Origin of the sequence: Ferrimonas balearica (genome assembly GCF_019802055.1) — a bacterium.
Taxonomy (GTDB): Bacteria; Pseudomonadota; Gammaproteobacteria; order Enterobacterales; family Shewanellaceae; genus Ferrimonas; species Ferrimonas balearica_A.
The window spans coordinates 212,887-237,766 of record NZ_JAHVHW010000004.1; the positions used below are offsets into that span (position 1 = coordinate 212,887).

Sequence of the window (24,880 nt, forward strand, 5' to 3'; positions counted from 1 at the left end):
CAGGAGGTTAGACCATTGTGACCGAAATGCCGTCCTCTTGCATACGTTTTTTCAGGAGGCGCTTGGTACGGTCACGCACGTCCCCCACCAGCTGACCGCAGGCCGCGTCGATGTCATCACCGCGGGTTTTGCGGACGATTACGGTCATCCCATACTCCATCAGAACCTTGGCAAAACGGTCGATGCGGGAGTTGGAACTCTTACCGTAGGGGCTGCCCGGATAAGGGTTGAAGGGGATCAGGTTGATCTTACACGGCGTGTCCTTCATCACCTTGGCCAGTTCATGCGCCTGCTCGGTGCTGTCGTTGATGTGATCGAGCATCACATACTCAACGGTCACCCGGCCTTTGTTGGCGAAAGACTTACCCAGGTAGGTACGAACAGAGGCCAGGAAGGTCTCGATGTTGTACTTCTTGTTGACCGGCACCAGCACATCACGCAGCTCGTCGTTGGGCGCATGCAGACTGATTGCCAGGGCCACGTCGATCATGTCGCCCAGTTTATCCAGTGCCGGTACCACACCGGAGGTGGACAGGGTCACACGACGCTTGGACAGGCCAAAGCCGAAGTCATCCAGCATGATGTCCATTGCCGGCACCACGTTGGACAGGTTCAGCAGCGGCTCACCCATGCCCATCATCACCACGTTGGAGATGGGGCGTTCGCCGGTCTCAGTCTTCAGACCCAGGTACTTGGCCACACGCCATACCTGACCGATGATCTCGGACACGCTCAGGTTGCGGTTAAAACCCTGCTGGGCGGTGGAGCAGAAGCTGCATTCGAGAGCACAACCGACCTGGGAGGAAACGCACAGGGTGGCGCGGTCCGCCTCCGGGATGTAGACGGTTTCCACCTCCTGGCCGTTACCCACGTCGATGGCAAACTTGATGGTGCCGTCAGAGGAGTGCTGGCTGGTGCTGATTTCGGGGCCGACGATAACCGCACGCTCGGCCAGTTTGGCCCGCAGCGCTTTATTGATGTTGGTCATCTGCTCGAAGTCATCGCAACCGAAGTGATAGATCCACTTCATCACCTGATCGGCGCGGAACGGCTTTTCGCCAATCTCGGCAAAAAACGCGCGCATCGCTTTACGATCCAGGTTGAGCAAGTTGATTTTGTCTGTCATCGGTCGCCTCGTGATAAAACCCGCCGAAAATGGCGCGCAATTGTACAGGCCCAAATGCCGGTGAGTCCAGTCCGGCCCGGCGTTTCGGTGCCGACTCCCCTTCCCCATTGCAGAGTATGCTTCCTCTGGTGGGGTTAAGTCGTGATAAAATGCGCCCTCTTTTTAATTAGGCTCTCCTTAATTGTAAGGCCAACCCGGCAATGACACTTTTGATCATCTACGTCACCGTCGCCATCGGCGTGTCGTTTATCTGCAGTATCTTCGAAGCGGTTCTGCTTAGCGTAACCCCGTCCTATATCGCGGGCTTGCGTGCTGAGCGCCCGAAAGCGGCCGCCAACCTGGCCGAGTTGAAAGACAATGTTGAAGCTCCGCTGGTGGGGATCCTGACTCTGAACACCATCGCTCACACCGCCGGTGCCGCCGGTGCGGGTGCACAGGCTGCCGTGGTATTTGGCAGCGAAGCACTGGGCATCTTCTCTGCCGTGCTGACCTTCGGGATCCTGTTCTTCTCCGAGATCATTCCGAAAACCCTGGGTGCCAACTACTGGCGTACCCTGGCGCCGACCGCTGCGGTCATTCTGAAAGGGATGGTTATCGTCTGTAAGCCGCTGATCTGGCTGTCCATGCGCATCACCTCCCTGATGGGTAAAGGCGAGGCGGGCCACTACGTCCGCGCCGAGATGAGCGCCATGGCGGACATCGGTGCGGAATCCGGTGAACTGAACGAACAGGAATCCAACATCCTGAAGCAGATGTTGAAAGCCCGCTCTGTGCCGGTCAGCGCCATCATGACTCCGCGCACCGTGATCCACTCCGTCAATCAGAACATGACCCTGACCGAGTTTACTCACCTGCACGGTAAGCGCCGCTTCTCCCGCGTCCCGGTATTTGAAGAGGACAGCGATGACATCGTGGGTTACATCAACCGCTCTGAAGCCCTGCTGGCCGAGAAGCACACCCCGGATGCCCCGCTGAAGTCGATCCGCCACAATATTGTTGCGGTGCCCGAGGGCGCCCGCCTGATGAACCTGTTTGAGTCCCTGCTGAAGAAGCACACTCAGATCGCCATCGTAGTGGATGAGTACGGCAGCGTGATGGGCCTGGTCACCATGGAGGACATCGTTGAGTCCCTGTTGGGTCTGGAGATTGTTGACCTGAGCGACCCGGCGACCGACATGCAGCAGGTCGCCCGCAAGCTGTGGGAACACCGTCAGAAGCAGCGCAAAATCCGGATCAGCAAAGATCAGGAGTGACGCTGAAACGTCCATAAAAAAAGCGCCCGATTGGGCGCTTTTTTTTGTCCTGCGTATCGCTTAGCGAGTGCGCGGGCAGATCTCTTCAGCAGCGAAGAAGTAAGCGATTTCGCGCTCGGCAGAAGCCAGGGCGTCGGAACCGTGTACCGCGTTCTCGTCGATGCTGTTGGCGTAGTCGCTGCGCAGAGTACCGCGAGCAGCGTCAGCCGGGTTGGTGGCACCCATGATTTCACGGTTAGCCAGTACCGCGTTCTCGCCTTCCAGAACCTGAACCATGATCGGGCCGGAAGTCATGAAATCAACCAGAGCACCGAAGAACGGACGCTCTTTGTGCTCAGCGTAGAAGCCTTCGGCTTGCTCGCGAGTCAGGTGAACCATTTTGGAGGCTACGATCTTCAGACCAGCAGACTCGAAACGGTTGTAGATGGCGCCGATCAGGTTTTTCGCTACGGCGTCAGGCTTGATGATGGAAAAAGTGCGCTCAAGGGCCATTGTCCACTCCATGTTGTATTCGGACAGTAATTTCTCGGCGCGGATTATATGCTAACTGCCGCGCCAAACACAGCCCCCTGTCACAGACAGCAAAAAGCCGGGCAGTGCCCGGCTCTCAAATCTCTGACTTTTCTTGCTGACCATCACCATTTGGCGGCGTATTTCACACCCACCCAAGCGCAATGTTTGTCGCAATTACGGCGATAGCGGGTCACAAACCCTTTCTGATTCGCGCACTCGATCGCCGAATGAAGCTGATTTCCCTCTCCATGAGGCAGAGTGAGCATTAATCGACCGCCATTACCCAATCGACGCCAGGATTGATCCATCAGCGGCTCATAAGGCTCGGTCAGGCGCTCGGGAAGGATGCAGATGGCATCGCACTGCTGAGTATCCAGACTGGGACCCGGTGCAACCACGTGCACCTGAGGCAGCAGACTGAGCTCCCGTTGCAGGCTCTGGCACGCGGCCTCACTGGTACCGGGCTCAGCAAGCAGGGTCACCTTGCCCGCACTGCCAACGGCCAGTGCCAGCATCTCGATGGTGCCGAGATCCTGCGTACCCATTAAAATGACGTGTTCGCCCCGTCTAAGGCTCAGTTTACGAAGCAGAAAGCGTAACTGCCAATGCGGTAATCCGGAGTGATCCGGCGCCGATACCTGTTCTGGTTCAATACTGCGGACAATTGGAGTCATTGTTGTCTCCGCACGGTGTTTTTATGTTTTACGTTAAGGTGCTCAGAGCCGACCCTTTTTAAGGCGCCCTGGCTAAGAAAGCGACAACCCGGAGACAAACATAAAGTTTGTTGCATATAAAAAAAACCCCCCGGGTTGGTTTTTTTCTCACCAATCGGGGAGCAAATTTCCTAACTTACTCATGGATCACAAAAAGTCCTCAAAATGAGAATTTGCTTTCAATGGTGAGCTGGGGAGCCTGATGACGGGGATTGAGGGATTTTGGGCGTTTTGCGGCGCAAATGCGCCCAAAAAGGTGCAAACGCGGTATTTTGGTGCAGCAACAAAAACGGAGCCCGAAGGCTCCGTTTGCGTTAATCCATCTCTTCGATCCAGGCCTGTTGGATGGCTTCGAGGATCTTCTCACCGCAGTGGTTGGGATCATCATCAAACTCATCCAGTGCCATCACCCACTCGCGCAGATCAGTAAAGCGCACTTGGGTGGGGTCCACTTCGGGCTTTTGCTCCGACAGCTCAATGGCAATGTCCTGCACGTCAATCCATTTCAGGCCCATGGGGATCTCCTTAGTGGTGTTCCGATACCTGGTTGATGGTGTAACGGGGGATCTCAATCACCAGATCCTCATCCGCCACTTTCGCCTGGCAGGAGAGACGGGATTCCGGCTCAAGACCCCAGGCCTTATCCAACATGTCGTCTTCCAGTTCGTCGCTCTCTTCCAGCGAATCGAAGCCTTCGCGAACCACACAGTGGCAGGTGGTGCACGCACAGGACTTCTCACAGGCGTGCTCAATGTGGATGCCATTTTTCAGCGCCACATCCAGGATGGTTTCACCGGATTGGGCTTCCACTTCCAGACCGTTCGGGCACAGTTCCTGGTGGGGTAAAAACACGAGTTTCGGCATCGTATCCTCTTATACGTTATCCACGGACTGACCAGACAGCGCGCGGCGGATGGCCAGATCCATGCGGCGAGCGGCGAAGTCGCCACTGGCCTTGTCCAGGGCCTCGATGGCGGCCTTGATGGCTTCACCGTCGGTGCCCTCGCACAGGGTTGTTAGGTCTTTCATGCGGTTTTCCAGATCCGCACGCTCTTCGGCATTCAGCAGCAGATCACCGTCTTCGGCAAGCCCACGGCTCAGGCTTTCAATCACCCGACCCGCTTCGATGCGCTGCTCGGTCAGCATCCGCTTGGTGATGTCCTCTTTGGCGTGGGTCATGGAGTCTTTCAGCATCTCCATTACCTCGCCATCGGACAAGCCGAAGGAGGGCTTCACTTCGATCTTGGCATGAACGCCGGAGGTTTTCTCCATCGCGGTCACGCTGAGCAGGCCATCCGCATCCACCTGGAAGGTGACACGAATTACCGCAGTGCCAGCGGCCATCGGCGGAATGCCCTGCAGGACAAATCGCGCCAGAGAGCGGCAGTCTTCCACCATCTCCCGCTCACCCTGAACCACATGGATCGCCATTGCAGTCTGGCCATCCTTGAAGGTAGTGAACTCCTGGGCACGGGCCACCGGAATGGTGGTGTTACGAGGAACCACTTTCTCGGTCAGGCCGCCCATGGTCTCAAGACCCAGGGAGAGCGGCAGCACGTCCAGCAGCAACATATCGGAATCCGGCTTGTTGCCCGCCAGGATGTCCGCCTGAATGGCGGCACCGATGGCCACCACACGGTCCGGGTCGATGGAGGTGAGCGGCGGACGAGCAAAGAACTCCCCAACGGCGCTGCGTACTGCAGGCACGCGGGTAGAACCGCCCACCATCACCACATCCAGAACCTCGTCCTTATCGACGCCAGCGTCTTTCAGACAGCGGCGGCAGGCCAGCAGGGTCTGTTTGATCAGCGGCTGGATCAGTGCGTCGAACTCGGCACGGGTCACCGTGCCCTGCCAGTCGCCCAGTTGCGCCTGAACGGCATCCGCATCGGTCAGCGCTTCCTTAATTCGGCACGCTTCCATCATCAGGGCGCGCTGCATGGAGGCCTGATTGGCATCCACACCGGAGCGCAGAGCCAGTTCGTCCGCCAGCAGGTGGTCAAAGTCATCACCACCCAGGGCGGAGTCGCCACCGGTGGCCATCACCTCGAACACGCCTTTGTTCAGGCGAAGAACGGAGATGTCAAAGGTGCCTCCACCCAGGTCGTAAACCGCAATCACCCCCTCCTGACCGGAGTCCAGGCCGTAGGCGATGGCAGCAGCGGTGGGTTCATTGAGCAGACGCAGTACCTTGACGCCCAACAGTTCAGCGGCGTCCTTGGTGCCCTGACGCTGAGCGTCGTCGAAATAGGCCGGTACGGTAATCACCGCGCCGGTCAGATCACCACCCAGTGTCGACTCGGCCCGCTGAATCAGCGGTCGCAGAACTTCGGCGGAAACCTGAATCGGATTGACGCGTCCCTGGCGGGTCTCAAACAGCGGCAGGCCGTTTTCAGACGCCACCAGTTGGTAAGGCAGTTTCGGGTAACGTCCCTGCACATCCGCCAGAGAGCGGCCCAGGAAACGCTTTACGGAAACGATGGTGTTATGGGGGTCGGTGACCGCTTCAGCCCGGGCTTCAAAGCCGGTGGCCACGCCCTGATCCAGGTAGCGGACCACGGAGGGCATGCGATGACGACCGTCCATATCCGGCAAGGTGTCAGCCTGGCCGCTGCGTACCGCAGCCACCAGAGAGTTGGTGGTGCCCAGATCGATGCCCACCGCCAGCTTGTGCTGATGCGGCGCAGCGCTCTGACCGGGCTCGGCAATTTGGAGTAGTGCCATGATGCTGTGTTATCCGTCGCTCACAGAGCCCACTGCTCTTCCAGCAGAGAAAGCTCGTCTTCCAGTTTATGGATGAATTTGAGTTTACGCACCGTGTCCGCCGCCGCTTCCCATTGCTGGGCATCGTACTGGGCCTGGAACTCGCCATACATCTGCTTGCGATCCGCAGTGAGGCGCGCTTCCAGCTCCATCGCCGCGCTGTCCGGGTCGGCGCTGTCGGGCAGTTCCGCCAGGGCTTCGCGCAGCTCCAGTTGCTCCATCAGGAACATGGGATCTTTAATGGTGGTGGATTCACCCCGCAGCTCCAGTCCCTGTAGGCGCAGCAGGTACTCCGCGCGGGTCAGGGGGGATTTCAGGGTTTGGAAGGCGTCGTTGATTTCGGCGGTTTTCTGCACCGCCATCAGGCGCTCCTGCTCACGGGCAGAGGCGAAATTGTCGGGATGAACCGCCCGTTGCAGCTCGCGATAGCGGCTGGACAGGGCGGCGCCGTCAATTTCGAAACCCAGGGGCAGGCCGAAGAGTTCGAAGTAGTTCATGGTCAGACGGTGAAGCTCTCGCCGCAACCACACTCCCCTTTGGCGTTGGGGTTGTCAAACTTGAAGCCCTCGTTGAGGCCCTCTTTGATGAAGTCCACCTGAAGGCCGTCGAGGTAAACCAGGCTTTTGGCGTCAACGATCAGGTTGACCCCATGGGCTTCAATCACCTCATCACCCGGGCTCAGTTCGTCGACAAACTCCAGTACGTAAGCGAGACCGGAACAACCGGAGGTTTTCAGACCCAACCGCAGGCCAATCCCCTTGCCCCGATTCGCGAGGTAGGCTTTGACGCGCTCGGCAGCGGCTTCGGTCAGAGTAATGCCCATGGGTACAGCTCCAGCTTGATTACTTGTCGTGCTTGCTCTTGTAGTCGGCGATGGCGGCCTTAATGGCATCCTCAGCCAGGATAGAGCAGTGAATTTTCACCGGCGGCAGTGCCAGCTCTTCGGCGATGGCGGTGTTCTGGATCTGCTCCGCCTCTTCCAGGGTTTTACCCTTCACCCATTCGGTGACCAGGGAGCTGGAAGCGATGGCGCTGCCACAGCCATAAGTCTTGAACTTGGCGTCTTCAATAACGCCCTGTTCGCTGATCTTCAGTTGCAGCTTCATTACGTCGCCGCAGGCGGGGGCACCCACCATGCCGGTAGCCACGTTCGGATCGTTCTTGTCGAACGAGCCTACGTTCCGCGGGTTCTCATAGTGGTCGATAACTTTATCACTGTAAGCCATGACTAACTCCAATACTTACTCTGTTCGTGAGGGCGATCCCACCGCCTTGGCGGGACCCCCGAAAACCCTTAGTGAGCGGTCCACTCCACCTTGGAGAGGTCCACCCCATCCTTGAACATCTCCCACAGAGGGGACATGTCACGCAATTTGCCGATGGCGTTATTGATCAGGTCCACCGCGTAATCCACTTCCTCTTCGGTAGTAAAACGACCGATGGAGAAACGGATGGAGCTGTGGGCCAATTCATCGTTCAGGCCCAGGGCGCGCAGCACGTAGCTCGGCTCCAGAGAGGCGGAGGTACAGGCACTGCCGGAGGACACAGCCAGGTCCTTCAGCGCCATAATCAGGGACTCACCCTCAACAAAGTTGAAGCTGACGTTGAGGTTACCGGCCACACGCTGTTCCGCGTCACCGTTGATGTAAACCTCTTCCATATTCTTGATGCCGTTCCAGAGACGGTTACGCAGCGCCAGGATGCGATCGTTCTCGGAGGCCATCTCCTCCTTGGCGATGCGGCAGGCTTCACCCAGACCGACGATCTGGTGAGTCGCCAGGGTGCCGGAGCGCATGCCACGCTCGTGACCGCCACCGTGCATCTGGGCTTCCAGACGAACACGCGGCTTACGGCGAACGTACAGGGCACCGATGCCCTTGGGACCGTACATCTTGTGGCCGGAGATGGAGATCAGGTCGATCTTCATGGTCTTCACGTCCAGCGGGATCTTACCGGCACTCTGAGCCGCATCCACGTGCAGCAGGATGCCCTTGGCGCGGCACAGTTCACCGATGGCGGCAACATCATGAATCACACCGATCTCGTTGTTCACGTGCATGATGGAAACCAGAATGGTGTCCTCACGCATCGCTTCTTCGAAACGGGTCAGCGGGATGATGCCGTTGGCATCGGGCTCCAGATAGGTCACCTCGAAGCCTTCACGCTCGAGCTGACGGCAGGTGTCCAGTACCGCTTTGTGTTCGGTCTTGCTGGTGATGATGTGCTTGCCCTTCTTACCGTAGAAGTGGGCCACACCTTTGATCGCCAGGTTGTCGGATTCGGTCGCACCGGAGGTGAACACGATCTCGCGGGGATCCGCATTGATCAGCTCTGCCACTTGGTTGCGGGCCACATCTACCGCCTCTTCGGCCTGCCAGCCGAAACGGTGGGAGCGGGACGCCGGGTTACCGAAATTTCCGTCCGGAGTCAGGTATTTGATCATCTCCTCAGCGACTCGCGGGTCGGTCGGTGTAGTGGCGGAATAATCAAAATAGATCGGGAGTTTCATCTTCTTCTCCGCTTGCGGGCCGGTCAGCTATGGTACCGGCGAAGTACGACATAAAAGAGTGTGTTCAGGCCCGTGCCTGAACTCGGGTCTGGGCCTGCTCTTGACGCAGACTGACCACCTGGACATCACGGTTGGCCATCAAATCGGCCAGGCTGATGCCATTTAAGAAACTGGAGATGCGATCACTCAGATCGCCCCACAGGGAGTGGGTCAGGCACCGGGCACCGCCCTGGCAATTGCTCTTGCCATGGCAACGGGTGGCATCAACGGATTCGTCCACGGCATGTACGACCATGCCGACAGCGATTTCGCCAGCCGGGCGACCGAGCAGATAACCGCCACCCGGTCCACGCACGCTGGAAACCAGTCCATGCTTGCGCAGCTTGGCAAACAGCTGCTCAAGATAGGACAGGGAGATCCCCTGACGCTCAGAGATGTCTGCCAAGGGCACCGGCCCTTCTGGGGAGTGCAGTGCCACGTCCAAGATGGCTGTCACCGCGTAGCGGCCTTTCGATGTGAGTCTCATGCCAACTTCCTTCCTACTGTCTGCCGCCCAGTCTACATACCCGACTATTTTAGTCAAGTATTAAACCCAGTATTTCAGTCGGGTTTAAACTCGGGAATACCCCGGCGGCGGGCCCGGGTATTTAACCCCATTGACCGCTCGGGATCAATGACCGGAACCCCGGGATCTGACCGATTGTATCAACCGGTTTTTTGAACCAGATCACAGCATTGCTCCGTCGCAGCGTGACAGGGCAGCAACAGCTTCGGTGCGATCGGTTTATTTTCGACCAGACGCCTTGTCTACTGAGGTCAATACGCCCCGCAGAATGGCCAGTTCGGTTTGCTCCGGTCGGGCCCGGTTAAACAGACGACGCAGCTTGTTCATCACCTGCCCCGGATGAGCCTTGATGATAAAGCCGGTGTGGTTGAGGGTCTGCTCCAGATGCTGATAGAACCCCTCCATCTGCCCCTGGCTTGGGTAAGCCTCCTCCGGCTCTGCTTCCGGAGCGGCCTCCTGCGCCAGATGGGCCATGCGGGTTTCATAGCTGAGCAGTTGCACCGCCTGCGCCAGGTTAAGCGAGCTGTACTCTGGGTTGGCGGGAATGCACACGTGGTAATGGCACATCTGCAGCTCTTCATTACTGAGACCGGAGTTCTCGCGACCGAATACCAGGGCCACCGGACCGGAATTCGCTTCACAGGCCAGTTTGACCCCGGCTTCACGGGCGTCCAGCATCGGCCAGCTCAGAGTTCGGCTGCGAGCACTGGTGCCAATCACCAAAGAGCAGTCGGCAATGGCGGACGCCAGATCGTCAGTCACCACAAGGTTCTTGAGAAGGTCGGACGCGCCCGCGGCCAGAGCAATGGACTGGCCGTCCGGCTCCGCCTTGGGTTCCGCCAGGAACAGTTGGGACAGGCCCATGGTTTTCATGGCCCGGGCGGCGGAGCCAATGTTGCCTGGGTGGGTCGTGCCCACCAATACAATACGGACGTTACTGAGCATGACGTTGCCGATAGGTCAAAATTCTGTGGGCGCGAAGTCTACCACAGCCACCGTCTATGCTAGAGGTTTATCCGACGAAATACGCACGGCGATCCGGGTTCCTGCTTGCACTGGTGGTGCATTGACGGTAGTATTTTGCGCCCTGCCGCAGGCGAGTGCCTGGCCCGGCTCACCGTTCTTTCACATCCTGGGGTATCGATATATGCATCCGATGCTGAACATCGCTGTGCGCGCTGCGCGCAACGCGGGTAATGTAATTGCCCGTGCTTATGAAGATCTGGACAAAGTAGAAGCCGAACAGAAAGGCGCGAATGACTTTGTCACCAACGTAGACCGGGATGCGGAACGTGCCATCGTGGCCACCATCCAAAAGGCCTACCCGAAGCACACCATCATTGGTGAAGAGTGCGGCACCATCACTGGCGAACACGATGAGTTCCAATGGATTATCGATCCCCTGGATGGCACCACCAACTTCATGAAGGGTATCCCCCACTTCGCCGTTTCCGTTGCTCTGCAGATCAAGGGCAAGATTGAGCACGGCGTTATCTACGATCCGATCCGCAACGAACTGTTCAGCGCCAGCCGCGGTGCCGGCGTTCAATTGAACGGCTACCGTATCCGCGTAGGCAACAAGCGTGACCTGAAAGGCACCGTTCTGGGAACCGGCTTCCCGTTCAAACAGCGTCAGCACCTTGAGCCCTACATGGCGATCTTCAACGAGCTGTTCAACGATGTGGCTGACATGCGTCGTGCCGGTTCCGCCGCTCTGGACCTGGCCTACGTGGCCGCCGGTCGTCTGGACGGTTTCTGGGAGATCGGTCTGAAGCCCTGGGACATCGCAGCCGGTGAGTTGATGGTTCGCGAGGCTGGTGGTCTGGTGAGCGACTTTGTCGGTGGCCACGGCCAGCTGGTCAGCGGCAACATCGTCGCAGGCGCCCCCAAAGTGACTGCTGCCATCGTCAGCAAGATGCGCGCCCACCTGACTGAATCCCTGAAGCGCTAAGCGTTGAACGGGATAAAAAGCGCCGTAGCGATACGGCGCTTTTTTTGTGCCTGAATGTCAGTGAGAAGCGCCGGAACGGCTGGATTGCCACCAGCGCGAGGTTCGCACCAGCGCGAACCAACCAAGCAACATCAGTCCCACGGCCGGTGCCGAAATCAGGCAGAGCAACCCGACCCAGAAATAGGGCAACTGGCGCGGATGAAGCCAGCGCTGATGACGAGTGGTTACCGCGTTCATCCCCTCTCCTTTCAAAACGGGCATTCTCTGATACAAAGCATGGACGAAAAAAAACCGGGCGTAGCGGCCCGGCGAAAAATACGAGAAGCGATGTTCACAGGTTCGTCACCCGTTTCGAGTCGACGCCCTACTGTGCCTCACCATGATGACATTGCCATGACAGTGGGCCCCATTTTGAGGCAGCGTCGGTTTGGTCAACGCCTCTCCCCTTTCGCTGCGGGCCGTCTACACTCTGGTACAGCTTTTGCGTTGTAAATCAGGTTGTCTGACGTCGGAGAGTATTATGCCCTGGATCCCGTTGCCCCCTGTCGACCTGCCCTCACTGCCCGCGCACCTGCATCTCAGCGCCTCTTTTCCCGACCTGCTGCTGTATCAGGACCCTTACAGCTGCCGGCTCTACGCTTTCCACAACCGCAACCCCTTTACCCAGCAGGCAAACCTGAATACCGGCGAAGTGATCCACCTGGGAGAGCATCCGGTGCTGGCCATCGATGAGGCGCACTTTGCCCTGGCGACGGGAGACTGTCTGGAGGTGCCAACCATGGCCCTTTCGGTCGCCCCCATTCGAAACTGGCAGGAGCGATTGGAGATCTATCTCCCGAGTCATTGATCCTTAAGGCGTTCCAGATTGGACAAGCTGTCGTCTCCGGGCACCGAAACTGCGGAGAGGATCACAGCTTACCCCGTGGGCAGTTGGATTCCCTGCCAGTAAACTAGTTCTCAGTCAATCCAACGGATCAAGTCAATGAAAGGACTGTATCAACGCTTTGGCAGTAAAAGCCTGAAGATCGCCGAGCACGGCATCCTCATCATCATCTCCATCGCCACGCTGTTCGCCATCTTTGAAGAGGTGATGCTGATGTTTAACCGCGGCACCGTCGAACTGGGCGATCTGCTGCTGCTGTTCATCTATCTGGAAGTGCTGGCCATGGTGGCCAACTATGCGGAGGTGGGGAAACTGCCCATCAGGATGCCCATCTACATCGCCATCGTGGCACTGGCGCGTTACCTGATTCTGGACATGAAATCGATGGACGACTGGCGGGTACTGGCGATCGCCTTCTCCGCGCTGGTGCTGGCCGCCGCGGTCATCGTGATCCGCTTTGGCCAGCTGAAGCTGCCCTATCCCAAGGACAACGTCGACTGAGTTCAGCCGTGGTTGCACACCCGGGCGGCGTTTACCTGGTAACCGTCGCCCACCTGGGTGAGCTTGTCCCGTGCCAGCAGGAAGTCCAACAGGGCGCTGATGGTCAGATCTTCCGCCTTGCAGGTGTGGAAACGGACCTCGGCGCCAAAACGCGCGCTGGCCATCTCTTTGAGCTGCTCGAGGGTTTTGGGCTCGGCGCAGTCGGCAACCATAGCCAGAAACTCGTGGGCGTGTACACTGCTCATAAATCGCTCCTTATCAGTTAATGGGTAGATGATATGCATCTTTTGGTGCCGGTTCGGTGATCCGGCTCCAACTTCTGCATCGTCGCCCCCCCATGTGAAAGCCGGATGGAAGTTCTCGACCTTATCATCAGTCTGACCCAGCAGATGAGCCTGTACCTGGTAATGGCCTACCTGCTGACCAAAACGCCCGTGCTGCGGCCGATGGTCGATCTGGCGGTGCACCTGCCCCACAAGCTGATGCTCTACGTCGCCTTCTCTCTGCTCTGCATCATGGGCACCTACTTTGGCGAAGCCACCCACGGCGCCATCGCCAACACCCGAGCCATCGGCGCCATCTTGTCGGGCCTGCTTGGCGGGCCGGTTGTCGGCACCCTGGTGGGGTTAACCGGCGGTCTGCACCGTTACTCGCTCGGCGGTTTTACCGACGTCGCCTGCGCCATCTCCACCACCGCAGAGGGCCTGCTGGCCGGTCTGATCCACCAACGCCTGGTGCGGGGCGGTAACCTGGATGGGCTGTTCGATCCCCGTCGGGTCGCGCTTACCGCGCTCAGCGCCGAGACCCTGCAGATGCTGATCATCCTGGCGGTGGCGCGCCCCTTCGGTGACGCGGTGGCGCTGGTGAAAACCATCGCGCTGCCGATGATGCTGGTCAACTCACTGGGGGCCGCGCTCTTTATGAGCATGATCCGAGACCAGCGCGCCATTGCCGAAAAGCTCTCCTCCGTGCACTCCGCCAAAGCCCTGAAGATCGCGGAGCGAACCGTCGGCGTTCTGGTGAACGGGTTCAACCAGGAAACCACGGCCAAAGTGGCCCGCATCATCTTTGAGGAGACCAAAGTCAGTGCGGTGGCCATTACTGACCGGGAGAAGCTGATGGCCTTTATCGGCACCGGTGCCGACCACCACATCCCCGGCACCCCCATCTCCTCCAAGATGACGCTGGAGGCTATCGCCACCAACCAGGTCGTGTTTGCCGACGGCGTTGAGCGCCCCTATCGCTGCTCTCTCTCGGACCATTGCCAACTGGGTTCCAGCCTGATTGTGCCGCTTCGGGGCGACAATGAGGTGATCGGCACCATCAAACTGTACGAGACCAAGAAGCGACTGTTTTTGAGTCTGAACCAGACTCTGGGAGAGGGGATCGCTCGGTTGCTCTCCAACCAGATCCTGACCGGACGCTACCTGGATCAGAAAAACCTGCTGACCCAGGCGGAGCTCAAGCTGTTGCACGCGCAGGTGAACCCTCACTTTCTGTTTAACGCCCTGAACACTCTGGCGGCCATCACCCGCCGCTCACCGGAACAAGCCCGGGAACTGATTCAACACCTGGCGGCGTTTCTGCGTGGCAACCTCAAGCGGGGCACCGGGGAGATCACTCTGGCGGAGGAACTGGAACATATCCACGCCTACCTCACCATTGAACAGGCCCGCTTCGGCGAGCGGCTGCAGGTATCAATTCAGGTGCCCGAGGCCCTGAAGCAGTGCCGTCTGCCTACCTTCACTCTGCAGCCCCTGGTGGAGAACGCCATCAAGCACGGCACCTCAACCCTGCTGGAGCCGGGCAAAATCGAGATTGGCGCGCGGGAAGATGAAAACACACTGACGTTGTGGGTCAGTGACAATGCCGGTGCGTATGAGAATAAGACCAACTCTGACGGACTGGGGATGAACATCGTCGATAAGCGCATCAAGAACGAATACGGCAATGAATACGGCGTGGAGGTGCACTGTGAGCCCCATGTCCGAACCGAGATCCAGGTGCGGTTGCCGAAGAGAGAACTCGCATGATTCGAACCCTGCTGATTGATGATGAGCCATTGGCTCGCGAAGAACTGGCCATTCTGCTTGAGGCCCACGACGACATTGAGATCGTTGGCGAGGCCAATAACGCCGTTGAAGGGATGGCGCAGATTAACCAGCTCAAGCCGGACCTGGTGTTTCTTGATATTCAGATGCCCAAGATCACCGGTATGGAGATGCTGGCGATGCTGGACCCGGCCACCATGCCGCGGGTGGTGTTTGTGACCGCTTACGATCAGCACGCGGTCGCCGCCTTTGAGAAGAACGCCTTTGACTACCTGCTGAAGCCCGTCGCGGCATCCCGCCTCGCCACCACCCTTGAGCGGGTACGGGCGGCTCAGGCGCCGCAGGATCTGGCCCCGGTGCTGGAGCAGCGCATCCGACACCTGCCCTGCTACCAGCGCAACACACTGAAGGTGGTGCGCATTGAGCAGGTGGAGTACGTGTTCTCCGATCTGAGCGGCGTCCATGTCGCCACTGCGGAGGAAACCAGCCATACCCAGCTGACCCTGAAGGTGCTGGAGGAGCGGTCTGCGCTTATCCGCTGCCACCGTCAGTACCTGGTCAATCCGGAGGCGATTGCGGCCATCGCACTCCAGGAGGGAGGCTACGGTGAGATCGAAACCCACAGTGGCCAAAAGCTGCCGGTCAGTCGCCGTTATATGAAAGCACTAAAACAAACCTTCGGATTTCAGTAACCCTTGTGGCACATCGCTGAAGCCTTACTACACTCAGGTAACCCCTGCGGGGTGCTTTTTGATGTGGTAATTGAGTGAGGTACTGGCATGTCTCTGACCAAGGCCGATCTGACGGCTCATTTGGTCGACCATCTTCATCTCAAAGTGGCTGACGCGAAGATCCTGGTAGATACCTTCTTCGAGGAGATCCGTCAGTCACTGGAAAAGGGCGAAGAGGTCAAACTGAGTGGGTTCGGCGTCTTTCACTTAAGAGACAAAAACCCCAGGCCGGGACGGAACCCGAAAACCGGTGAAGAACATGAGATCACGGCCAGGCGGGTCGTGACCTTTGCCGCAGGGGGCAAGTTAAAGGGCCGGGTCGCTACCCTTAAGGCCTGAATCTACAACGCCGCGTTTATCGCGGCGTTGCTTTATCTGGCGGTCAGGCCGGTCTACCGAAACCGCTGAACCTGGCTCTGCCACCACTCAACCTTCCCACCGACCGCTTACTTCGCCCGCCATCCGCTCGCGCTGCCAGAGGGACCGCTAACGTCGTTCTGCTCGCCACTGACTGCCCCGCTCAAACCGCTTACGGCGCTGGCGATTCCGCTCACTCCCTCACTCAGACCGCTCGCCAGATAGCGCAAGATTGAGTTCCGTTCAATCAGTACACTGGCGCCAATCTCTGTATGAGGACAACAACAATGCTCTGGTTCTTCACTTGCGTCGGCCTGCTGCTCGCCGGCTACTTCATCTACGGTGCCTTCATTGAGAAGGTGTTCGGCATCAATGAACAGCGCCAAACTCCGGCGCACACCAAGACCGATGGCGTGGACTATGTGCCCATGTCCAAAAACAAGGTCTACCTGGTTCAGCTGCTGAACATCGCGGGCGTCGGCCCCATCTTCGGCCCCATCATGGGTGCCCTGTACGGTCCGGCGGCGATGCTGTGGATCGTTATCGGCTGTGTGTTCGCCGGTGCCGTTCACGACTACTTCTCCGGCATGCTGTCCGTACGCAACGGCGGTGCTTCCGTTCCCTCTATCGTAGGCAAATACCTGGGTAGCGGCGCCAAGCACTTTATGAACCTGTTCGCCATTGTCTTGCTGCTGCTGGTGGGTGTGGTATTCGTATCCGCTCCGGCTGGCATGATCACCAGTCTGATCAACGAGCAAACCAGCATGACCGTTAGCCTGGGCATGATGGTCGCCGTGATCTTCACCTACTACGTGATCGCCACCATCGTACCGGTAGACAAGATCATCGGTCGCTTCTACCCCTTCTTCGGCGCCCTGTTGATCTTCATGTCCGTTGGCCTGATCGGTGCCCTGATCGTCTCCAGCGAGCACAGCCTGATGGCGGGTTACCAGGTGAGCGACATGTTCACCAACATGAACCCGAACGACATGCCGCTGTGGCCTGCCCTGTTCATCACCATCGCCTGTGGTGCCATCTCCGGCTTCCACGCCACTCAGTCTCCGCTGATGGCCCGCTGCATGGAAAATGAGAAGAACGGCCGTTTCGTATTCTACGGAGCCATGATCGGTGAAGGCGTTATCGCCTTGATCTGGTGTGCTCTGGCCCTGTCCTACTTCCCGGATGTTCAGTCCCTGGCTGAAGCGGTGAAGAACGGTGGCCCGGGTAACGTGGTTTACTCCGCTTCCTTCGGCCTGCTGGGCGTATTCGGTGGCATCATCGCCTTCCTGGGTGTTGTGATTCTGCCCATCACCTCCGGTGATACCGCGTTCCGCTCCAGCCGTCTGATCCTGGCTGAGTACTTCAACATGAGCCAGACCAGCGTTAAGAACCGTCTGGTCATCGCCGCTCCGCTGTTCGCCATCGGTGCTGTGCTGACTCAGGTGGACTTCGGCATCATCTGGCGCTACTTCGGTTTCGCCAACCAGTTGACTGCCGTAATGATGCTGTGGACCGCCAGCGCTTACCTGGCCCGTGCCGACAAACTGCACTGGATCACCACCATTCCGGCCATGTTCATGACCTCCGTGGTGACCACCTTCATCCTGAACAACGCCACTCTGGGCTTCGGTCTGAACATGACCGTATCCACCGCCTGTGGTGTGGTTACCGCCGCTGTGGTTGCCTTCCTGGTAACCGGCGTGATCGGTAAGCAGGAACTGCCGGCTGACGTTGAAGAAGCCTGATAGCTTCAACGGAAACGGAAAACGGAGCCTTCGGGCTCCGTTTTTATTTTGTCACTGTTCAGACCGTAAACCGTCACGCCCAACCGGCAGACTGTGCTTTGAAACCTTCACTAACCCAATCGTACCCATGCTGTTTCTGTCTCCCTCTTCCGCCCCCCTCAACCCTCCCGTACTGGAACACGCGCTTCGCTGGCGTGTAGAGGGGATATGGCGAGGCCCCGCCGGGCAGGGCCATGATGTGCGTCATTTCAGCGGCAGCCGCCGCCATGTGGAGAGGGTGTTAGCCCGTTTGGAAGGTAAGGGCAGGCTGGTCCAGCGGCTCAGTCTGCAGCCGGTTTAACGGCGCCCGGCTGGAACTGGCCCGGCTTGAGCGCCTCAAGCAGTGGGTGCCACTGAGTCTGCTGCTCTGGCGTCAGCACCAACAACAACTGCGCGCCGGCACTGACCCGGCCAAGGATCTCTTGGGGTTCTTCCAGGCTCTGCCGCTCCGCGTCGCGGCGACAGAAGCGGTCCAGCGCCTCCGGTATCGCCCCGGGGGCATAGATGCCATCCAACCCCTGCAGTATCTCCAGCGCGGCGATAGGGAGCGTTACAGGGTCGATTTCAGGGTTAATCAGCCACACCTGTCCCGGCATATCGGTGCCGGCTTCCGCCACGGCAAGGCAGTTAGGGGTGTTGTCACTCCAGCGCAGCCCATTTCGGCTGAGAAACCGTTGCCACACCTGACGGGGTTCAGCGTGGCTGTTCATCACCCGGCCCCGTTGTTCACCAATAAAGCGGGCAAGCTGGCCCAGGGACTCCGGCAGAATGCCCTCAAGCAGGGCCCGGATCGTCCTCACCAGCACCGGCGCTCCACCCTCACTGCCGATTGCCACAACTACGGGGGCCCGGTCCACCAGTGCGGGGGTAATGACACTGCACGCTTCCGGATCATCCACCACATTGACCCAAAGGCTGCGCTCACGGGCATGGTCACTGACGGTGCGATTCAGGGCGGGATCGTCGGTCGCGGCGATCACCCCCTGGTGGCCGACCAACTGAGCAGCATGGTAAAACTGGGCCAAATGGCGCACCCGTCCCTGACGGATCAACTGTTCAACGGCGGGCACTACACGGGGGGCAATAACGGTAAGGCGAGCCTCGGTGCGACTCCACAGGGTCAGCTTACGGGCGGCCACTTCACCGCCACCAATCACCACCAGAGAGAGTTCCCGTGTGTCGTGAAACAGGGGAAAATAGCGCATCAGGCCTCCGGCTCTGCGCCGCAGCGCCAGCACACCTCGAAGTGGCCATCGTTCTGTTCACCGCAAGCGTCACACTGCCAAGGCGCCAGCTCCTGCTGGTAACGATTCAAAAGTTCCAGCGCACGGCTCTGCTGGCAGCGCTCCACCAGCAGTCGCACCTCCTGGCTGTCCACCGGCAGTTCGCCGGCCGCGCCGCCCAGGGCTTCACCCAGCACACGCACCAGGATCCCATGCTGTTCCAAAAATCCCTTTACCGCATGGGCCTCAATCATATTGGCTGCTCGATACAGCTCGACATAACTATCCATCGCGGACATCTTCTCCTTGTCTTAGGACTGACGACAGTCAACCCCTTCCGAGCCATCTAACAAAAAGCCACCCCGAAGGGTGGCTTGTCAAGTGACTTGTGTGGTTCAGGGCATGAGCGGATCCTGATCCGCACCCTCTTTCTCCACCTGTACCGGCAGCATATGCTCGCGGGTCAGGCCCAGGCGGATAGAGGCATAGCTGGCCACATAGATGGAGGAGTAAGTCCCCACACCGATACCCAGCAGCAGCGCGGTGGCAAAACCGTGGATCATGGAGCCACCCAGCAGGAACAGAGCCACAACCACCGCCAGCGTGGTGCCGGTGGTGATGATGGTACGGCTCATGGTCTGAGTCACCGAGGTGTTGACCACGTGTTCCGGGCTGCCCTTCCGCATCTTACGGAAGTTCTCCCGGACGCGGTCGAATACCACAATCGTGTCGTTAAGGGAGTAACCCACCACCGCCAACAGAGCGGCCAGTACGGTCAGGTCAAACTCCAACTGCAACACGGAGAACACACCCAGAGTCACGATCACATCGTGCGCCAGAGCGATTACCGCACCCAGTGCCAGACGCCACTCAAAGCGGGCTGCCACGTAGGCCAGGATACAGATCAGCGCCACCAGAACGGCCAGACCGCCCTGCTCTGCCAGCTCTTTACCCACCTGCGGGCCAACAAATTCAACGCGCTTGATCTCAGCACCGTTGCCCAGACCGGTTGCGGCGGCTTCCACTTTGGTCACCAGTTCGTTGCCTTCACCCGCTTTGGGCGGAATGCGAACGATCAGGTCACGGGCGCTGCCGAACTGCTGAACCACGGCCCCTTCGATCTCTTGCCCTTCGACCGCTCGGCGCAGGTCGCTGGGGGATACCGCTTCGGCGTAGTTCACTTCAATGACGTAACCGCCGGTGAAGTCCAGACCCCAGTTGATGCCGCGCACGCCAAGGCTGATCAGCGACGCCACTACCAGCACGATGGACATCAGGCTCACGACTTTCGCGTGTTTCAGGAAGTCGATGGTGCCTTTGACTTTAAAAATCTCAAACATCGCAACGCTCCTTTAGATGTCCAGCTTCTTGAGGCGCTTACCGCCCCACAAGGCGTTCACCACGGCGCGGGAAGCGACGATGGCGGTGAACATGGAGGTTGCGATACCGATCATCAGGGTCACGGCGAAGCCTTTCACCGGGCCAGTGCCCACGGCGAACAGGATCAGTGCGGTGATCAGCGTGGTGATGTTGGCATCCGCAATGGTGGACAGCGCGTTACCGTAGCCTTCGTGGATCGCCTGCTGGATGGTTCGTCCCGCTTTGATCTCCTCACGAATACGCTCGAAGATCAGCACGTTTCCATCCACCGCCATACCTACGGTCAATACGATACCGGCGATGCCCGGCAGGGTCAGTGTGGCCCCCGGAATCATCGACATCACACCCACAATCATGATCAGGTTGACCATCAGAGCGCCAACGGCGATCAGGCCAAACTTGCGGTAGTAGATGGCCATAAAGACCACCACCGCCAGCATGCCCCACATCAGCGCGGCCATACCGTTGTTGATGTTTTCCTGACCCAGAGACGGACCGATGGTGCGCTCCTGCACGATGGTGATCGGCGCAATAAGAGCACCGGCACGCAGCAGCAGAGCCAGGTTGTGAGCTTCGGCCGGAGAGCCGATACCGGTAATGCGGAAGTTACGACCCAGGCGAGCCTGGATGGTCGCGACGTTGATCACCTCTTCGATCTTATCGAACTGAGGGCTGCCGTCTTCGTTACGCTCACCGGTGGGCTTGTACTCGATAAAGACGGTGGCCATGGCGGAACCGACTTTGTCACGGGTAAAGTCCGCCATCTTGTTACCGCCAGCGGCATCCAGGCTGATGTTCACCTGGGGTTGGCTGGTTTCACTGAAGCCGGATTGCGCGCCGGTGATGTGGTCACCGGTCAGGATAACCTGCTGATCCAGCACCACGGGGCGACCATCACGGTCTTCATACAGACGGGTTCCCGGCGGGACCATGCCGCGGGTTGCAGCGTTCAGATCCACGTTCTGGGCAACCATGCGGAACTCCAGGGTCGCGGTCGCGCCCAGAATCTCCTTGGCCCGAGCAGTGTCCTGTACACCCGGCAGTTCTACGGTGATGCGCTCGGCACCCTGACGCTGAACCACCGGCTCCGCCACACCCAGCTCATTCACACGGTTACGCAGAATGTTGATGTTCTGGTTCAGGGCATACTCTTTGATCTCCTTGAGATAGGGCTCAGAGAGGGTGGCCATGATCACCAGATCATCGGGCTGGCTGAACACCAGGTTGGGGTTGCGGCTACGCAGGTAGCTGTAGGCTTCCTGGGCTACAGCAGCGTCACGGAAGCGCACTTCCACGCCATCGCCCACCACGCGTACGCCGGAGTAGCGCAGGCGCTGCTCACGGAGTTCAGCGCGGAAATCGGTGACGATCTGCTCCTGCTGCTTGTGGACCGCTTCGTTCATGTCCACTTCCATCAGGAAGTTCACACCGCCGCGCAGGTCCAGGCCCAGCTTCATCGGGTTACCACCCAATGCCTTCAACCATTCAGGGGTGGCCGGCGCCAGGTTGAGAGCAACGATGTAATCGCTACCCAATGCTTGGGCTACCACTTCCTTGGCTTCGATCTGATCCTCGGCGTTGCTGAAACGCGCCAGGATCTGACCCTCTTCCATAACGACGCTCTTAGCCGTCAGTCCCTTCTCTTTCAGGGCAGACTGGACGTTGTCCAGGGTGGCACTGTCCAGTGCCACGCTCCGGGTTGCAGAGATCTGCAGCGCCGGGTCTTCCCCGTAGAGGTTGGGTGCGGCGTAGAGCGACCCGATGGCGATCACGAAGATCACCATCAGGTTTTTCCACATCGGGTATTTGTTCAACACGCCGGTGCCCCTTAATTACTTGGTGGTCTTATTCTTCTATTACAGAGACTTCACGGAGCCTTTCGGCAGAACCGCAGTGATGAAGTCTTTCTTGATGGTCACTTCGGTGTTTTCACCCAGAGCCAGTACCAGGTAGTCATCGTCAGCAGTCACTTTAACGATTTTGCCCACCAGACCACCGTTGGTCAGAACCTCATCGCCCTTGCTCAGGGACTCAACCAGGTTCTTGTGCTCCTTAACCCGCTTGTTCTGCGGACGCAGGATCATGAAGTAGAAGATCAGGCCGAACACCGCCAGCATGATGATCATCTCCATGCCGCCACCTTGCGGGGCACCGGTATTGGCGTAGGCGTTTGCGATAAACATAAGCGTTAACTCTCTCGTTAGTTATTTTGATATCAATCGTTTAACGGCGGTACTTCCCGGCCTTGGCGGGCGTAGAATTCGGCCACAAAGTCGTCTAGGGTACCCTGCTCAATGGCCCCCCGCAAACCCTCCATCACCCGCTGGTAGTAGCGCAGGTTGTGGATGGTGTTGAGGCGTGCCCCGAGGATCTCGTTACAGCGGTCCAGATGGTGCAAGTACGCACGGGTGTAGTTCTTACAGGTGTAGCAGTCGCAATCCGCGTCCAGCGGCGAGGTGTCGTCGCGGTGCTTGGCATTGCGGATTTTCACCACCCCTTCGGTGGTAAACAGGTGACCGTTACGGGCGTTACGGGTCGGCATCACGCAGTCGAACATATCGACACCGCGACGCACCCCTTCCACCAGATCTTCCGGCTTGCCCACGCCCATCAGGTAGCGCGGCTTCTCTTCGGGGATTTTCGGGCAGATGTGCTCCAGGATGCGGTGCATGTCCTCTTTCGGCTCACCCACGGCCAGACCGCCGATGGCGTAACCGTCGAAGCCGATGTTCATCAGCCCTTCAAGGGACTCATCACGCAGATACTCGTACACGCCACCCTGGATGATGCCGAACAGGGCGTTCTTGTTGCCCAGTTTGTCGAAGGCATCACGGGAGCGCTGAGCCCAGCGCAGGGACATCCGCATGGAGGTACCCGCTTCCTCTTCGGTCGCCGGATAGGGGGTGCACTCGTCGAAGATCATCACGATGTCGGAGCCCAGGTAGTACTGGATCTCCATGGAGCCTTCCGGATCGAGGAAGATCTTGTCGCCGTTGATGGGGTGACGGAAGTGCACGCCTGCTTCGGTGATTTTGCGGATGTCACCGAGGCTGAACACCTGGAAACCACCGGAATCGGTCAGAATCGGCTTGTGCCAGTTCATAAAGTCGTGGAGATCACCATGCTTCTGCATGATCTCGTTACCGGGGCGCAGCCAAAGGTGGAAGGTGTTACCCAGGCAGATCTCGGCGCCAGTGGCTTCCACCTCTTCCGGTGTCATGCCCTTAACGGTGCCGTAGGTGCCAACCGGCATAAACGCCGGCGTTTCCACCGTGCCACGCTCGAAGGTCAGGCGACCGCGGCGAGCACGTCCATCAGTGGTGATCAGTTCAAATTTCATCAATACCTCGTACCAGAGAAACAGTCCGGAGATGGTCTAGTGTAGGCCGTGTTTTACGGCACATTAGGGGTAAAATGGGGCCGGCCGGGGCGCGCTTCAAGCGTCCCGGCCAGAAAAATGAGGTTTTCGTGACGTAAGCACGCTCAAGCGGTGGTGTTTTGTTCCCGTTTGGTCACAAACATCGCATCGCCGTAGCTGAAGAAGCGGTATTTCTGGTCAACCGCATGCTGATAGGCGTTCATCACATTGTCCTGACCGGCAAAGGCGGACACCAGCATGATCAGGGTCGATTCCGGCAGATGGAAGTTGGTGAGCATGGCGTCCACCAACAGGAATTCGCAACCGGGATAGAGGAAGATATCGGTTTCCTGAGCATAGGGGGCCAGCACTTCGCCCTGCTCGCGGGATGCCTTGGCGGCTGACTCCAGCGAGCGTACCGAAGTGGTACCCACCGCAATCACCCGGCCACCGCGGGCACGAGTCCGCTTCACCGCATCCACCACTTCGCTGCTCACTTCCGCAAACTCTGAGTGCATGTGGTGGTCCTTCACATTGTCCACCCGCACCGGCTGGAAGGTGCCCGCGCCCACATGCAGGGTCACGTAGGCGATCTCCACGCCCTTGGCCTTCAGGGCGGCCAGCATCGCCTCATCAAAGTGCAAACCGGCTGTCGGAGCCGCCACCGCGCCAGGGCGCTGGTTGTAGACGGTCTGGTAGCGCTCACGGTCGCTGTTTTCGTCCGGGCGATCGATGTACGGCGGTAGCGGCATATGACCGATGCGATCCAGGATGTTCAGTACGGTGTCGTCGCCGGCAAAAGCCAGCTCGAACAGAGCATCATGGCGGGCCACCATGGTGGCGGTCACGCCCTGCTCAAACTGCAGCTCAGTGCCGGGTTTAGGGGATTTGGAGGAGCGCACGTGCGCCAGTACACGCTGGCTGTCCAGTACCCGCTCCACCAGCACTTCGATCTTACCGCCGGAGGCTTTTTGGCCGTGGATGCGGGCCGGGATCACGCGGGTGTTGTTGAACACCATCAGATCGCCGGGGTGGATCAGATCGAGCAGGTCCGGAAACTGGCCGTCGCGCAGCGCGCCAGTTTCCCCATCCAGGTGGAGCAGACGGGAAGCCGTACGCTCTTTGGTGGGATAACGGGCGATCAGCTCATCGGGCAGATCAAAGTGAAAATCGGATACCTGCATCGGTTCGGCACTCTCTCAGCGATTAGTGGACGCCC

The 24,880-nt window shown here is 58.8% G+C and carries 29 protein-coding genes; 8 read left to right on the top strand and 21 right to left on the bottom strand.

Annotated elements, in window-relative coordinates; translation table 11 throughout:
* Positions 1-7: 7 nt before the first annotated feature.
* A complete protein-coding gene (locus tag KUV52_RS01870) occupies positions 8-1,126 on the bottom strand; it encodes a bifunctional tRNA (adenosine(37)-C2)-methyltransferase TrmG/ribosomal RNA large subunit methyltransferase RlmN (RefSeq protein WP_222524238.1) in 1,119 nt (372 codons plus the stop codon).
* A gap of 200 nt (positions 1,127-1,326) precedes the next feature.
* Here KUV52_RS01870 and KUV52_RS01875 point away from each other — a divergent pair, with 200 nt between their 5' ends.
* Entirely contained in the window at positions 1,327-2,379 is a 1,053-nt protein-coding gene (locus tag KUV52_RS01875) for a CNNM domain-containing protein (protein ID WP_222524239.1), read from the top strand.
* A gap of 60 nt (positions 2,380-2,439) precedes the next feature.
* Here KUV52_RS01875 and ndk read toward each other — a convergent pair whose 3' ends face one another.
* The 11 genes from ndk to trmJ all read right to left on the bottom strand — a co-directional run bounded on the left by ndk (position 2,440) and on the right by trmJ (position 10,387).
* Positions 2,440-2,871 carry a nucleoside-diphosphate kinase gene (gene ndk / locus KUV52_RS01880; RefSeq protein WP_222524755.1) on the bottom strand — a complete coding sequence of 144 codons (432 nt, stop codon included), beginning with the start codon at positions 2,869-2,871 and terminating at the stop codon, positions 2,440-2,442.
* A 143-nt stretch (positions 2,872-3,014) separates the two neighbouring features.
* Positions 3,015-3,566: a hypothetical protein gene (locus tag KUV52_RS01885; RefSeq protein WP_222524240.1), complete on the bottom strand. Its 552-nt coding sequence runs from the start codon at positions 3,564-3,566 to the stop codon at positions 3,015-3,017.
* Positions 3,567-3,919: 353 nt separating this feature from the next.
* On the bottom strand, positions 3,920-4,120 hold the full coding sequence (iscX, locus tag KUV52_RS01890; RefSeq protein WP_222524241.1) for a Fe-S cluster assembly protein IscX: 201 nt from the start codon (positions 4,118-4,120) through the stop codon (positions 3,920-3,922).
* Positions 4,121-4,130: 10 nt separating this feature from the next.
* Positions 4,131-4,469 (bottom strand): ISC system 2Fe-2S type ferredoxin, encoded by a 339-nt coding sequence (gene fdx, locus KUV52_RS01895; protein WP_222524242.1) that lies wholly within the window; start codon positions 4,467-4,469, stop codon positions 4,131-4,133.
* 9 nt (positions 4,470-4,478) lie between these two features.
* Positions 4,479-6,329, bottom strand: coding sequence for a Fe-S protein assembly chaperone HscA (hscA, locus tag KUV52_RS01900; RefSeq protein WP_222524243.1), 1,851 nt, complete (start codon positions 6,327-6,329; stop codon positions 4,479-4,481).
* A gap of 20 nt (positions 6,330-6,349) precedes the next feature.
* On the bottom strand, positions 6,350-6,865 hold the full coding sequence (hscB, locus tag KUV52_RS01905) for a co-chaperone HscB (RefSeq protein ID WP_222524756.1): 516 nt from the start codon (positions 6,863-6,865) through the stop codon (positions 6,350-6,352).
* Positions 6,866-6,867: 2 nt separating this feature from the next.
* Positions 6,868-7,191 (bottom strand): iron-sulfur cluster assembly protein IscA, encoded by a 324-nt coding sequence (iscA, locus tag KUV52_RS01910; protein ID WP_222524244.1) that lies wholly within the window; start codon positions 7,189-7,191, stop codon positions 6,868-6,870.
* Between the two features lie 19 nt (positions 7,192-7,210).
* Positions 7,211-7,594, bottom strand: coding sequence for a Fe-S cluster assembly scaffold IscU (gene iscU, locus KUV52_RS01915; protein WP_222524245.1), 384 nt, complete (start codon positions 7,592-7,594; stop codon positions 7,211-7,213).
* A 68-nt stretch (positions 7,595-7,662) separates the two neighbouring features.
* The gene (locus KUV52_RS01920) at positions 7,663-8,877 is read right to left on the bottom strand and encodes an IscS subfamily cysteine desulfurase (RefSeq protein ID WP_222524246.1); all 1,215 of its coding nucleotides are present in this window, start codon (positions 8,875-8,877) and stop codon (positions 7,663-7,665) included.
* 64 nt (positions 8,878-8,941) lie between these two features.
* Positions 8,942-9,403 carry a Fe-S cluster assembly transcriptional regulator IscR gene (gene iscR / locus KUV52_RS01925; RefSeq protein WP_222524247.1) on the bottom strand — a complete coding sequence of 154 codons (462 nt, stop codon included), beginning with the start codon at positions 9,401-9,403 and terminating at the stop codon, positions 8,942-8,944.
* 258 nt (positions 9,404-9,661) lie between these two features.
* Positions 9,662-10,387 carry a tRNA (cytosine(32)/uridine(32)-2'-O)-methyltransferase TrmJ gene (gene trmJ / locus KUV52_RS01930; protein WP_222524248.1) on the bottom strand — a complete coding sequence of 242 codons (726 nt, stop codon included), beginning with the start codon at positions 10,385-10,387 and terminating at the stop codon, positions 9,662-9,664.
* A gap of 202 nt (positions 10,388-10,589) precedes the next feature.
* Between trmJ and suhB the strand changes: the two genes are divergently transcribed.
* Positions 10,590-11,393 carry an inositol-1-monophosphatase gene (suhB, locus tag KUV52_RS01935; protein WP_222524757.1) on the top strand — a complete coding sequence of 268 codons (804 nt, stop codon included), beginning with the start codon at positions 10,590-10,592 and terminating at the stop codon, positions 11,391-11,393.
* 57 nt (positions 11,394-11,450) lie between these two features.
* Here the strand turns inward: suhB and KUV52_RS01940 are convergent, their stop codons facing one another.
* The gene (locus tag KUV52_RS01940) at positions 11,451-11,630 is read right to left on the bottom strand and encodes a hypothetical protein (protein WP_222524249.1); all 180 of its coding nucleotides are present in this window, start codon (positions 11,628-11,630) and stop codon (positions 11,451-11,453) included.
* A gap of 283 nt (positions 11,631-11,913) precedes the next feature.
* On the opposite strand from KUV52_RS01940, the gene KUV52_RS01945 reads away from it, so the two are divergent.
* Both KUV52_RS01945 and KUV52_RS01950 read left to right on the top strand, forming a co-directional pair.
* Entirely contained in the window at positions 11,914-12,240 is a 327-nt protein-coding gene (locus KUV52_RS01945; RefSeq protein WP_222524250.1) for a nitrite reductase (NAD(P)H) small subunit, read from the top strand.
* Between the two features lie 135 nt (positions 12,241-12,375).
* Positions 12,376-12,777, top strand: a complete 402-nt coding sequence (locus KUV52_RS01950) for a phosphate-starvation-inducible protein PsiE (RefSeq protein ID WP_222524251.1) — start codon at positions 12,376-12,378, stop codon at positions 12,775-12,777.
* A gap of 2 nt (positions 12,778-12,779) precedes the next feature.
* Here KUV52_RS01950 and KUV52_RS01955 read toward each other — a convergent pair whose 3' ends face one another.
* Positions 12,780-13,022 (bottom strand): YecH family metal-binding protein, encoded by a 243-nt coding sequence (locus KUV52_RS01955; protein WP_222524252.1) that lies wholly within the window; start codon positions 13,020-13,022, stop codon positions 12,780-12,782.
* A gap of 105 nt (positions 13,023-13,127) precedes the next feature.
* On the opposite strand from KUV52_RS01955, the gene KUV52_RS01960 reads away from it, so the two are divergent.
* The 4 genes from KUV52_RS01960 (at position 13,128) to KUV52_RS01975 (ending at position 17,661) form a co-directional block, all read left to right on the top strand.
* Positions 13,128-14,810 (top strand): sensor histidine kinase, encoded by a 1,683-nt coding sequence (locus tag KUV52_RS01960; protein WP_222524253.1) that lies wholly within the window; start codon positions 13,128-13,130, stop codon positions 14,808-14,810.
* Positions 14,807-15,520, top strand: coding sequence for a two-component system response regulator BtsR (gene btsR / locus KUV52_RS01965; RefSeq protein ID WP_222524254.1), 714 nt, complete (start codon positions 14,807-14,809; stop codon positions 15,518-15,520). Before KUV52_RS01960 ends, btsR begins: the two co-directional genes overlap by 4 nt.
* 87 nt (positions 15,521-15,607) lie before the next feature.
* On the top strand, positions 15,608-15,898 hold the full coding sequence (locus KUV52_RS01970) for an integration host factor subunit alpha (protein WP_222524255.1): 291 nt from the start codon (positions 15,608-15,610) through the stop codon (positions 15,896-15,898).
* Positions 15,899-16,203: 305 nt separating this feature from the next.
* Complete coding sequence (locus KUV52_RS01975) at positions 16,204-17,661, top strand: carbon starvation protein A (protein WP_222524256.1); 1,458 nt, start codon at positions 16,204-16,206, stop codon at positions 17,659-17,661.
* Positions 17,662-17,981: 320 nt separating this feature from the next.
* Here KUV52_RS01975 and KUV52_RS01980 read toward each other — a convergent pair whose 3' ends face one another.
* From KUV52_RS01980 to queA, 7 genes are all read right to left on the bottom strand, one after another.
* Positions 17,982-18,905 carry a bifunctional precorrin-2 dehydrogenase/sirohydrochlorin ferrochelatase gene (locus tag KUV52_RS01980; RefSeq protein WP_222524257.1) on the bottom strand — a complete coding sequence of 308 codons (924 nt, stop codon included), beginning with the start codon at positions 18,903-18,905 and terminating at the stop codon, positions 17,982-17,984.
* Positions 18,905-19,222, bottom strand: coding sequence for a DUF2007 domain-containing protein (locus tag KUV52_RS01985; RefSeq protein WP_261389826.1), 318 nt, complete (start codon positions 19,220-19,222; stop codon positions 18,905-18,907). Before KUV52_RS01985 ends, KUV52_RS01980 begins: the two co-directional genes overlap by 1 nt.
* A gap of 96 nt (positions 19,223-19,318) precedes the next feature.
* Positions 19,319-20,263: a protein translocase subunit SecF gene (gene secF / locus KUV52_RS01990; protein WP_222524258.1), complete on the bottom strand. Its 945-nt coding sequence runs from the start codon at positions 20,261-20,263 to the stop codon at positions 19,319-19,321.
* Between the two features lie 12 nt (positions 20,264-20,275).
* Positions 20,276-22,120: a protein translocase subunit SecD gene (secD, locus tag KUV52_RS01995; RefSeq protein ID WP_222524259.1), complete on the bottom strand. Its 1,845-nt coding sequence runs from the start codon at positions 22,118-22,120 to the stop codon at positions 20,276-20,278.
* 39 nt (positions 22,121-22,159) lie between these two features.
* The gene (gene yajC / locus KUV52_RS02000) at positions 22,160-22,486 is read right to left on the bottom strand and encodes a preprotein translocase subunit YajC (protein ID WP_222524260.1); all 327 of its coding nucleotides are present in this window, start codon (positions 22,484-22,486) and stop codon (positions 22,160-22,162) included.
* Positions 22,487-22,518: 32 nt separating this feature from the next.
* Positions 22,519-23,643 carry a tRNA guanosine(34) transglycosylase Tgt gene (gene tgt, locus KUV52_RS02005; protein ID WP_222524261.1) on the bottom strand — a complete coding sequence of 375 codons (1,125 nt, stop codon included), beginning with the start codon at positions 23,641-23,643 and terminating at the stop codon, positions 22,519-22,521.
* Between the two features lie 143 nt (positions 23,644-23,786).
* The gene (gene queA / locus KUV52_RS02010; protein WP_222524262.1) at positions 23,787-24,845 is read right to left on the bottom strand and encodes a tRNA preQ1(34) S-adenosylmethionine ribosyltransferase-isomerase QueA; all 1,059 of its coding nucleotides are present in this window, start codon (positions 24,843-24,845) and stop codon (positions 23,787-23,789) included.
* Between the last annotated feature and the right edge of the window lie 35 nt (positions 24,846-24,880).

Coding starts and splice junctions, on each gene's coding strand:
- fdx (WP_222524242.1), bottom strand. CDS start 4,469: ATGCCGAAACTCGTGTTTTTACCCCACCAGGAACTGTGCCCGAACGGT.
- KUV52_RS01885 (WP_222524240.1), bottom strand. CDS start 3,566: ATGACTCCAATTGTCCGCAGTATTGAACCAGAACAGGTATCGGCGCCG.
- KUV52_RS01960 (WP_222524253.1), top strand. CDS start 13,128: ATGGAAGTTCTCGACCTTATCATCAGTCTGACCCAGCAGATGAGCCTG.
- iscU (WP_222524245.1), bottom strand. CDS start 7,594: ATGGCTTACAGTGATAAAGTTATCGACCACTATGAGAACCCGCGGAAC.
- suhB (WP_222524757.1), top strand. CDS start 10,590: ATGCATCCGATGCTGAACATCGCTGTGCGCGCTGCGCGCAACGCGGGT.
- KUV52_RS01875 (WP_222524239.1), top strand. CDS start 1,327: ATGACACTTTTGATCATCTACGTCACCGTCGCCATCGGCGTGTCGTTT.
- tgt (WP_222524261.1), bottom strand. CDS start 23,643: ATGAAATTTGAACTGATCACCACTGATGGACGTGCTCGCCGCGGTCGC.
- ndk (WP_222524755.1), bottom strand. CDS start 2,871: ATGGCCCTTGAGCGCACTTTTTCCATCATCAAGCCTGACGCCGTAGCG.
- iscX (WP_222524241.1), bottom strand. CDS start 4,120: ATGGGCCTGAAATGGATTGACGTGCAGGACATTGCCATTGAGCTGTCG.
- KUV52_RS01975 (WP_222524256.1), top strand. CDS start 16,204: ATGCTCTGGTTCTTCACTTGCGTCGGCCTGCTGCTCGCCGGCTACTTC.
- KUV52_RS01945 (WP_222524250.1), top strand. CDS start 11,914: ATGCCCTGGATCCCGTTGCCCCCTGTCGACCTGCCCTCACTGCCCGCG.
- btsR (WP_222524254.1), top strand. CDS start 14,807: ATGATTCGAACCCTGCTGATTGATGATGAGCCATTGGCTCGCGAAGAA.
- trmJ (WP_222524248.1), bottom strand. CDS start 10,387: ATGCTCAGTAACGTCCGTATTGTATTGGTGGGCACGACCCACCCAGGC.
- KUV52_RS01950 (WP_222524251.1), top strand. CDS start 12,376: ATGAAAGGACTGTATCAACGCTTTGGCAGTAAAAGCCTGAAGATCGCC.
- iscA (WP_222524244.1), bottom strand. CDS start 7,191: ATGGGCATTACTCTGACCGAAGCCGCTGCCGAGCGCGTCAAAGCCTAC.
- KUV52_RS01955 (WP_222524252.1), bottom strand. CDS start 13,022: ATGAGCAGTGTACACGCCCACGAGTTTCTGGCTATGGTTGCCGACTGC.
- KUV52_RS01920 (WP_222524246.1), bottom strand. CDS start 8,877: ATGAAACTCCCGATCTATTTTGATTATTCCGCCACTACACCGACCGAC.
- KUV52_RS01980 (WP_222524257.1), bottom strand. CDS start 18,905: ATGCGCTATTTTCCCCTGTTTCACGACACACGGGAACTCTCTCTGGTG.
- secF (WP_222524258.1), bottom strand. CDS start 20,263: ATGTTTGAGATTTTTAAAGTCAAAGGCACCATCGACTTCCTGAAACAC.
- KUV52_RS01940 (WP_222524249.1), bottom strand. CDS start 11,630: ATGAACGCGGTAACCACTCGTCATCAGCGCTGGCTTCATCCGCGCCAG.
- KUV52_RS01970 (WP_222524255.1), top strand. CDS start 15,608: ATGTCTCTGACCAAGGCCGATCTGACGGCTCATTTGGTCGACCATCTT.
- hscA (WP_222524243.1), bottom strand. CDS start 6,329: ATGGCACTACTCCAAATTGCCGAGCCCGGTCAGAGCGCTGCGCCGCAT.
- queA (WP_222524262.1), bottom strand. CDS start 24,845: ATGCAGGTATCCGATTTTCACTTTGATCTGCCCGATGAGCTGATCGCC.
- iscR (WP_222524247.1), bottom strand. CDS start 9,403: ATGAGACTCACATCGAAAGGCCGCTACGCGGTGACAGCCATCTTGGAC.
- KUV52_RS01985 (WP_261389826.1), bottom strand. CDS start 19,222: ATGTCCGCGATGGATAGTTATGTCGAGCTGTATCGAGCAGCCAATATG.
- yajC (WP_222524260.1), bottom strand. CDS start 22,486: ATGTTTATCGCAAACGCCTACGCCAATACCGGTGCCCCGCAAGGTGGC.
- hscB (WP_222524756.1), bottom strand. CDS start 6,865: ATGAACTACTTCGAACTCTTCGGCCTGCCCCTGGGTTTCGAAATTGAC.
- KUV52_RS01870 (WP_222524238.1), bottom strand. CDS start 1,126: ATGACAGACAAAATCAACTTGCTCAACCTGGATCGTAAAGCGATGCGC.